Below are 7,883 nucleotides of genomic sequence, written 5' to 3' on the forward strand. Positions count from 1 at the left end.
GGCTGAGAATTTGAAGCGCCCCGCCTCACGCTTGCCGGACAGGCCAAAGTTATAGCTTTCCAAATCGGACGGTGCATCGTAGGCCAGCGGCCGCAGCGTGATGCCCGTCAACGTGGCGCGAGACACGGTGCCATCCGGCAATACCGTGGTGCTGCCCGCCACATCATTGTCATTCAACAACAGCTGGTAATAAGCAAGATCGCGCTCACGTTTGAACCGCGAGTAAGTGCCTTCCAGGATCACTTCGGTCGCATCGTCCGGGCGCCACTGCAAGGCGCCGGTGGCAGTACTGCGATCGTCCGAGCGCTGTTCGATCTGCGAGCTGATGCGGTTGGGACGATACAAACCAAGATCCTCGATGCCGTCGCCATTGCCATCGATGGCATTGGTACGCACCCAACCATTGGTAGTGAGCCCCTCGCCTTGCGCATGCACGCGTGCATACGCCAAGCCCAGCAACGCACCGAAAGTGCCTTCGCCGAAAGATTTGGAGATCAAACCCGACGTGCGATAGCCGGTCTTGTCCGCCTGATCGGCATAGACCACCTGAGCGCGCGCCGAAAGAATATCTTCGCCATCCAGCGGCCGGCGCGTCTTCAAGTTAACGGTGGCGCCGATGGCGCCTTCCACCAAATCTGCGGTCGGCGACTTGGTCACTTCGATGCCGGACAGAATCTCCGGATTCACGGTCTCGAGTGCCGGCGTAGCATCCTGAGTCGGACCGACGAACGAGCGTCCGTTGATCTCGATACGATTCAACGACAGGCCACGCACCGTGAAGCCACTGCCCTCGCCGTCTTTACGAGAGATGTTGATGCCCGACACGCGGCCCAATGTTTCAGCGACGTTCTGGTCCGGCAACTTGCCGATGTCTTCGGCATTGACCACGTCGACGATGTTGGAAGCTTCGCGCTTCGCTTCGATGGCTGCGGCAATGGATTGACGCAGACCGGTGACCACCACTTCTTCGACGCTCTGTTGATCGGCTGCGGCTGGCGGTGTGCTGCTGGATTGTTCCTGTGCCAGCGCCGCGTCCGTGGCGAGCAACGCGATCAGTGACGTGCCCATCCGTAACAGCGATGCATTCGCTTTGATGCTCATGCTGGAAGTCCCCCGCGACTTGTCGACCTTTGACCGATCGTTGTTGGATACCGGTGTGCTTTCCCGGCATCACTGTTGGCGCATATAAAAACGTTTCTCACCAGAAAGCAATACAGCTACACTGCTGCTCGCGAATCGGCGCATAAATAGGCTCTAACCAGCTTTTCGTGGTCACAAATGAAATTTTCCGGTGGGTCTTTCTCATCCGTGAAAATCACCAACGACGGGCTCGGGGACGCTGCGCAAACCGTTCGCGCCGACGAGAGCGATGATCTAAGGGGGCGATGAGATGGAAGCGGTACCTGACTCTGCGGATGAAGCGGCTCGGCCGGCGCGCTACGCGGTGCCGGCGCTGGAAAAAGGCCTGGATATTCTCGAGCTGCTGGCGAGTTCGCCCAGCGGTTTGAATCTCACCGCCATCGCGAGTGGCTTGGGCCGCTCCACCGGCGAGATCTATCGCATCCTGCAATTCCTAGAAGCGCGCGATTACATCGTGCGTAATCGTCAGAGCGACAGTTACTCGCTATCGATGCGTTTGTTTCATCTCTCTCATGAGCATCCGCCGTTGCGAACGTTGGTGGCGGCCGCGGTTCCCGTCATGGAGGAGTTGTCGAGTGGCGCCGGTCAGAGCTGTCACCTCGCAGTGTTGAGCCGCACGAACATCACCATCGTGGCGCAGATCGATTCGCCGCTGCCGATTCGTTATTCGGTTCGACTCGGCGCGCAGTTCCCTGCTACTGAGACCAGCTCCGGCATTCTGTTGTGCGCGTTCCTCACCGATACCGCACGACGCACGCTGTTCTTGCAACTCGCACAAGTGATGGACGAGAGCGCGCTGCAAGCGTTTCAGACCAAGCTTGGCGAAGTCACTTCGCACGGTTATGAAGAGCGGCCCAGCCTGCGTATCCCTGGGATCATCAACTACAGCTTCGCCGTGCGCGATCGGCATGGCCATGTGGTTGCCGCGCTCACCGTTCCTTATCTTCCTCAACGTAACAATTATGCGCCGCCCGATTCGGTGCGCGACATGGTTGCTGCCGCGGCAGCCAAACTCTCCGCCGCGATCGGTTTTCGTGACGACTCCGTCGCCTGACTTCGCCGCCTTCATTCGAGGATTCCTGTGTCCACCCATAACGTAGATTCAGCCGTAGATTTCAGGCGGGCACTGCTGCAAGCCGATCCACGGCTCAGTCGGTTCGATCCCCTGCCGCGAATCATCACCTTCGATGATTTCGACCGCGGCCATTGCGGGTGGACGCCATTGGTAGGCAACTACGAAGGCTCGTTGGACACGCTACTGCCCGGCTATCGCGGCCTGACCGGTCCGATGCTCTCGACGCTCAGCCACTGGGACGGCGGGTCGCATGGCTCGCATGACGGCAGTTATGCACTCAAGCTTGCCACGCGTGCCAAGCGAGATGCGTTGAGCGTCGCCATCAAGCGGCTCACGTTTCGTAAGCCCGGCCCGATCCGCCTGGAGATGTATTTCACCTTCAAGCCCGAAGCCACTGAGCTGATGCTGTCCGATCGAGACGTGAAGTCGGTGGGCTTTCTGTTCGATCTGCAAGTCGGCGATCGTGCCGGCGGTGGCGGTCAGCGCGTGATGCCTCATCTGCGTTATCTGAATTCACGCGGCGGAGAGCTACAGCAGAAATGGCAGTTCAAGCGAGGCGCACCGAGCATTCACGACATCGGCAACGGCGCCGAGACCGTCAGCCACTTTCATCTCGGCGACACAGACTGGCAGGACCTGCCCGATGGCGGCCAGCGGCTGTGTTACAACGAAATCGCCACCAAGGTGAACTGGCATTACGTGCGTTTCGATTTCGACATCGCCGCCATGAAGGCACTCTCGTTTCAATGCAATGATCGCGAGTTTGATCTGTCGAGCTTCGAATCGCTGCGCATGCCTGCGATGAAGAATCTCTGGTGCATGCTCAACATCGCCATGTTCACGCAGACGGACGTCGATAAACGCGCCTTCTTCTACGCGGACTCCGTGTGCCTGTCGGGGGATTTCTAAGTGCTGCGCGAAAGCTTCACCACCGTCCTCACCCGCAATGAAACCTGGCGCGGCGACAGTGCCACCGAACCGGTGGAAGCCGGCTGGGCCAGCGAAGCCGTTTTCTTCGTCCGCGCGTTGCGAACGCCCGTCGGCCCCATGCCGGACGTCTTCGTTGAGATTTCTCCCGATGGCATGCATTGGGTACGCGAAGGCGCGAGCGTCGCCATGCCTACTCAGGAGAATGGAGTTGCAGCGGTACGCGCTGCTCATTTCGGTAATTGGTTACGACTGCGAGGCGTGTTGCCGGAAGGCTCGGAGTGTGTGGTCCTGGTGACGTTGCATCTCAAATGAGTAACGACACTGTTGAGCAAACACCACTGCGGCACACCGTGCTTGCGGACGGGCTGTTGTTTCCTGAAGGCCCGCTGGTGGATCGTGCTGGCAATGTTTGGTGCGTCGAGCTGCGCGGTGGCGCGCTTTGTCGCATTTCGCCGGAAGGTCAGATCGAACGGCATGTGGTCGGCGGCGCTCCCAACGGCCTCGCGCTCGATGCCCAGGGCGATATTTGGTACTGCGACTCCGATCATAACGAGATTCGTCGCTTTGAGATGGCGACGGCGCGTGTTCATAGTGTTGTCGGGTCTGTCGATGGCCATGATTTGGATAGGCCGAACGATCTTGCTTTCGATGCGGCGGGGAATTTGCTGTTTACCTGCCCTGGCAGTTCGCGACAGGAACCTACCGGTTATGTTTGCTGCTTGTCCGCAAGCGGCGTCGTTACTGTAATCGCCACTGAGCTGCTGTTCCCCAACGGCTTGGCTTTCACCGCCGACGGCACTCGCCTGTACCTCGCTGAGACTTACAGAACACACGTTTCATCGGCGAGTTGGAACGCGTCGTCACCGCATGCGCTGTCGGTGCAACCGTGCTTCGACACGCCCGGCCCGATCGGGCCGGATGGCTTGGCCATCGACCGGCAAGGTCGAGTGCATGCTTGTTTGTATAGTGCAGGCGTTGTGCTGATCGCCGACGCTGGCGGCAGCGTGCTACGAAGCGTGCCCGTGCCGGGCGGCCGACCGACCAACTGTGCGTTCGATCCGCTCGGGCGCTATGGATTGCTTGTCACCGAAGCAGCGAAAGGCACCGTGTTGTCGTTCCCGGACCTCGGCCCTGGTGATGCGCCCTTCCTCGGCCAACGGCCCCATGCATCGCCGAAATTTCCGCCATCCCTGACTGTCGTCAAACCGGCGGCCAAATGAGCGACGCTCGCGCTACGTTGCATCGCTGGGAATTAGTCGGGCTACTCTGGGTCGCGTACTTCTTCAATCAAGCCGACCGGCAAATCTTCGGCGTCACTCTACCTTTGATCCAATCCGAGTTCGGGCTCAGCTCGACTCAGATGGGCTGGATCGCCACCACCTTCACCGTGGTGTTCGGTCTGCTAGTGCCCATCGCCGGTCTCGCCGGTGACATTTTCCGTCGCTCGCATATCGTGGTGTTCAGCCTGTTGACCTTCAGCGTCGGCACGCTACTCACCGGCAGCGCCGGCGGCTTCTTGATGTTGCTGCTCTATCGCGGTGTCGCGACCGGCATGGGTGAAGCGCTATACGCCCCCGCAGCCAATTCGTTGATCGGCGAACATCACGTGGCCAGCCGCTCACGTGCCTTAGCGGTCCATCAAACGGCGAACTACACCGGCGTCGTGGTCGGCAGCTTGTTCGCCGGATGGGTGGCAGATAACTACGGCTGGCGCGCGACCTTCTATCTGTTCGGCATATGCGGCCTGCTCTGGGCCGTGGTCATCGCGCTACGAACGCGTAAACATGCTACGCAGAGCGCGCCACGCCGACCGCTCAGCGAAGATCTTTCGCTCATGGGCGAATCGATTCGCGAAATCCGACGCAGCCCGGCGCTGATCGCCCAAGCCATCGGCTTCAGCGGTCTGGTATTCGTGCTCGTGGGCTATCTCACATGGATGCCGACCATCCTGGCGGAGAAGTTCGGTCTGTCATTGGCCTCGGCGGGCTTTCAGTCGGTCGCGTGGCATCACATCTTCGGCTATCTCGGCTTGCTGATGGCCGGCGTGCTCAGCGATCGCTGGTCGGTCACGTATCCCCGCTTCCGATTGCTCAGCATGGGCTTCGCGTTGGCGATGTGCGCGCCGTGGATTTATCTTTCAGCCACGCTCCCTTCCGAGTTCGCCGTGTATTGCGCGTTGGCGACGTTCGGCTTGTTCCGAGGCATCTACGATGCCAATCTGTTCGCGGCCATCTTCGATTGTGTCGAGAACCGCCTGCGCTCGACGGTGACAGGATTGGTGGTGGCCTGCGCATACACGGTTGGAGCCATAGCGCCGTTGATGATGGGCGCACTCAAGGATCACTATGGCGTGGAAGTCGGCTTGCAGGCTCTGGCCGCGGTCGCCTTGCTGACCGGACTGATCTTTCTGATGATCGTACTCAACACCTCGCGATCATCCTCGCTGGCGGCAGAAGCGTCATGAGCACAACACTGACAGGCTTCGATCTCAGCGGCAAAGTCGCCGTGGTCACCGGTTCGACTCGCGGCATCGGCTGTGCCATCAGCGAAGCGTTCGGTGCCGCCGGCGCTGCCATCGTCGCGCACGGCACCGATCGAAACGAAGTAGATGCTCGCGTCGCTGACTGGTCCGCTCGTGGCTGGCGCACTGCCGGCTGCGTTGCCGATCTTGCCGCCACCCATGGCGTGCACGAACTGCGGCGATCAGTGGAAAGCAGCTTTGGTGCTGTCGACATTCTGGTGTTGAATGCCTCAGTGGAAATCATCCAACCCTGGCAAGAACTCACTGACGAGGCCATGCAACGTCAAAGCCAAGTGAACCTGCATGCCACCGTCGGGCTGATCCAAGCCTTTCTGCCAACGATGAGCTCACGCGGCTGGGGCCGCATCCTGGCCATCGGCTCAGTGCAGGAGGAACGCCCGAACGCAGGTCACTTGTTCTATGCCGCCACCAAGGCCGCGCAGACCAGCATGCTCCTCAACCTGGCTCGCAACGAACGCGCGCCCGGCGTGACCTTCAACGTTTTGCGACCCGGTGCCATCCTCACCGATCGCAATCGCGCTCGCCTCGCCGATCCCGCCTTCGAAGCCAGCGTGGTCGAGCGCATTCCCTCCGGCCGCATCGGCGTCCCTACCGATTGTGCCGGCGCCGCGCTCCTGCTGTGCTCAGATGCCGGCAGCTACATCAACGGCGCCGTGCTGTCGGTAGATGGCGGGATGCGGTTGTAGATCACTACCCCTCCCAATCCACGCCACCGTCCACTTCGATGACCTGACCGGTGACGTGCTTGGCCGCGTCGCTGGCGAGGTACAGCACCATCGAGGCCACGTCGTGCATCGACACCAGCGTTCGCATCCAGACGTGCTTCATCTCTCGCGCTAGCAACACGTCCACATCCAGTCCCTCTTCAGCGGCGACGCGCGCGAGCACCTGACGAAGTCTGTCGTTGTCCATGCCACCAGGGCGAATGATGTTCGCGCGTACGCCGAACGATCCGAGTTCGCGTGCGAGCGTCATCGACAGACTTTCCAACGCTGCCTTGGAAACGATGTAAGGAGCACGCGACGGCGGCAGAGTCCGCACCGAAACGGTAGAGATGTTGACGATCACTCCAGCACGAGCTTGTTTCATGCCGGAGGCGACGTGCCGAACACAGCGCGTCGCGCCGAGGAAATTGGCTTGCAGACTTTCCAACCAAGCCTCGTCGGTGAGTTCATCCACGGGCGCACGAGCACCCGCGATACCGACATTGTTGACCAGCACCGATACCGGATCACCCCAAGCGGCAACATCTTCGAACAAACGCTCGGCCGCACGAGCATCACCGATATCGGCACACGAAGTCCGCAGCTGGCTAGCGTCGTGCTGTTCGGCGAACTCAGCTAGCCGCTTGGCATCGATGTCGCAGACATGAACGCGCGCACCGCGAGCCATGAACTGCAAGGCAATCTCCCTGCCGAGCCCACCCGCTCCACCCGTAATCAGCACCAAAGGCGACGCCGGCAGCAGCGTCGAAAATGGAATCTGAGATGCGGTATCGGCCAAGCGGTGCACGGCAGGGTTCATAAGTCTCCTTAGTTGAGCAGAGTGTTCTGCCAGAACACCAGGCTGCTCCAGAATTGGTAATCGCTATTGTCTTTCTTGGCGAAGCCGTGGCCTTCGTTACGGGCCAACAGATGCCAGGCCGTGCCGCCGCTCTTACGAACAGCTGCGACGATTTGATCGGCTTCGGAAGCAGGCACGCGCGGATCGTTTGCACCCGTGACCACCATCAACGGAATCTTGATTTCACCGGCCCGCTTCAAGGGCGAGATGCGTTCGAACACCGCGAGCATCTTAGGATCGCGCTCGTCACCGTACTCGACACGACGCAGGTCGCGACGATAGCTCTGAGTGTTAGTCAGGAACGTAGCGAAATCGGAGATGCCCACGATCTCGATGGCCGCACGCAGTTTGTCGCCATAGTGGATGGAGGACGCCAAAGTCATGTAGCCGCCGTACGATCCGCCGGTGACGCCGATGCGCTTCGCATCGATGCCTGCGTCCTTTGCAAATGTGTCGAGGAACGCACCGATGTCTTTGACCGAATCTTCACGCTTCGGCCCGTTGTCGAGCGCGACGAAGCGCTTGCCGTAGCCGGTGGAGCCACGCACGTTCGGATAGAACAAAGCGACGCCAAGTTCGTTCACGAGGTAATTGTTGGCGCCAATGAAACGCGGACGCGACTGACTCTCCGGC

Annotated in this window: 9 protein-coding genes; 6 read left to right on the forward strand and 3 right to left on the reverse strand. The window is 60.3% G+C overall.

Annotation, left to right across the window (positions count from 1 at the left end; genetic code table 11):
- Positions 1–1,101: TonB-dependent receptor plug domain-containing protein (locus JNL55_RS35955; protein ID WP_293866459.1), on the reverse strand; the 1,101-nt coding region annotated here is incomplete at its 3' end.
- A 289-nt stretch (positions 1,102–1,390) separates the two neighbouring features.
- Between JNL55_RS35955 and JNL55_RS35960 the strand changes: the two genes are divergently transcribed.
- Genes JNL55_RS35960 through JNL55_RS35985 form a run of 6 tightly spaced genes read left to right on the forward strand, consistent with a single transcriptional unit; the run spans position 1,391 to position 6,373 of the window.
- Positions 1,391–2,194 carry an IclR family transcriptional regulator gene (locus JNL55_RS35960; protein WP_293866462.1) on the forward strand — a complete coding sequence of 268 codons (804 nt, stop codon included), beginning with the start codon at positions 1,391–1,393 and terminating at the stop codon, positions 2,192–2,194.
- Between the two features lie 27 nt (positions 2,195–2,221).
- Positions 2,222–3,124, forward strand: a complete 903-nt coding sequence (locus JNL55_RS35965; RefSeq protein WP_293866465.1) for a DUF6772 family protein — start codon at positions 2,222–2,224, stop codon at positions 3,122–3,124.
- A complete protein-coding gene (locus tag JNL55_RS35970; protein ID WP_293866468.1) occupies positions 3,125–3,457 on the forward strand; it encodes a hypothetical protein in 333 nt (110 codons plus the stop codon).
- Complete coding sequence (locus JNL55_RS35975; RefSeq protein ID WP_293866471.1) at positions 3,454–4,365, forward strand: SMP-30/gluconolactonase/LRE family protein; 912 nt, start codon at positions 3,454–3,456, stop codon at positions 4,363–4,365. Before JNL55_RS35970 ends, JNL55_RS35975 begins: the two co-directional genes overlap by 4 nt.
- A complete protein-coding gene (locus JNL55_RS35980) occupies positions 4,362–5,609 on the forward strand; it encodes an MFS transporter (RefSeq protein ID WP_293866474.1) in 1,248 nt (415 codons plus the stop codon). The genes JNL55_RS35975 and JNL55_RS35980 overlap by 4 nt, the downstream gene beginning before the upstream one ends.
- Positions 5,606–6,373 carry an SDR family NAD(P)-dependent oxidoreductase gene (locus JNL55_RS35985; RefSeq protein ID WP_293866477.1) on the forward strand — a complete coding sequence of 256 codons (768 nt, stop codon included), beginning with the start codon at positions 5,606–5,608 and terminating at the stop codon, positions 6,371–6,373. Before JNL55_RS35980 ends, JNL55_RS35985 begins: the two co-directional genes overlap by 4 nt.
- A 4-nt stretch (positions 6,374–6,377) precedes the next feature.
- Here the strand turns inward: JNL55_RS35985 and JNL55_RS35990 are convergent, their stop codons facing one another.
- Both JNL55_RS35990 and JNL55_RS35995 read right to left on the reverse strand, forming a co-directional pair.
- On the reverse strand, positions 6,378–7,211 hold the full coding sequence (locus JNL55_RS35990; protein WP_293866480.1) for an SDR family oxidoreductase: 834 nt from the start codon (positions 7,209–7,211) through the stop codon (positions 6,378–6,380).
- Positions 7,212–7,219: 8 nt separating this feature from the next.
- A partial coding sequence (locus JNL55_RS35995) for an alpha/beta hydrolase family protein (RefSeq protein WP_293866483.1) occupies positions 7,220–7,883 on the reverse strand: 664 nt, incomplete at its 5' end.

The organism is Steroidobacter sp. (assembly GCF_016790065.1).
GTDB lineage: Bacteria > Pseudomonadota > Gammaproteobacteria > Steroidobacterales > Steroidobacteraceae > Steroidobacter.

What these genes read in the sequence shown, in the direction of transcription:
- JNL55_RS35980 (WP_293866474.1), top strand. Translation starts at nt 4,362, where the DNA reads ATGAGCGACGCTCGCGCTACGTTGCATCGCTGGGAATTAGTCGGGCTA.
- JNL55_RS35975 (WP_293866471.1), top strand. Translation starts at nt 3,454, where the DNA reads ATGAGTAACGACACTGTTGAGCAAACACCACTGCGGCACACCGTGCTT.
- JNL55_RS35990 (WP_293866480.1), bottom strand. Translation starts at nt 7,211, where the DNA reads ATGAACCCTGCCGTGCACCGCTTGGCCGATACCGCATCTCAGATTCCA.
- JNL55_RS35985 (WP_293866477.1), top strand. Translation starts at nt 5,606, where the DNA reads ATGAGCACAACACTGACAGGCTTCGATCTCAGCGGCAAAGTCGCCGTG.
- JNL55_RS35960 (WP_293866462.1), top strand. Translation starts at nt 1,391, where the DNA reads ATGGAAGCGGTACCTGACTCTGCGGATGAAGCGGCTCGGCCGGCGCGC.